This window comes from Vibrio sp. EA2 (assembly GCF_033042495.1).
Taxonomy (GTDB): domain Bacteria; phylum Pseudomonadota; class Gammaproteobacteria; order Enterobacterales; family Vibrionaceae; genus Vibrio.
The window spans coordinates 1-377 of the sequence record NZ_JAWLID010000034.1 but is presented as its reverse complement, the minus strand read 5'-3'; the positions used below and the strand labels follow the sequence as shown (position 1 = coordinate 377).

Genomic DNA, 377 nt, shown 5'->3' with positions numbered 1-377 from the left:
ATTCTTTAGGAAATAGCTCTCAGAGTTACGTGTTGCGGGCATCGTATAATGGCTATTACCTCAGCCTTCCAAGCTGATGATGCGGGTTCGATTCCCGCTGCCCGCTCCACTCTAATTTGAGTGCTGATATAGCTCAGGTGGTAGAGCGCATCCTTGGTAAGGATGAGGTCGGCAGTTCGAGTCTGCCTATCAGCACCAGCTCTCAAGCATATTTCCTTTTGATATTAGATTTACCAATAATCTTTTTTGGTTGCGTGGTCAATTTGGGCCACCAAAATCCGTACCTAGAGGGACCACTCATGTCTAAAGAAAAATTTGAACGTACGAAACCGCACGTTAACGTTGGTACTATCGGCCACGTTGACCACGGTAAAACA

2 tRNA genes are annotated in these 377 nt (G+C 46.2%); both read left to right on the top strand.

Annotated elements, in window-relative coordinates:
- Window positions 1-34: 34 nt before the first annotated feature.
- A tRNA-Gly gene (locus RXX31_RS24480) sits at window positions 35-109 on the top strand.
- Between the two features lie 13 nt (window positions 110-122).
- Window positions 123-198: transfer RNA gene (locus tag RXX31_RS24475), tRNA-Thr, on the top strand.
- The last annotated feature ends 179 nt before the right edge of the window (window positions 199-377 follow it).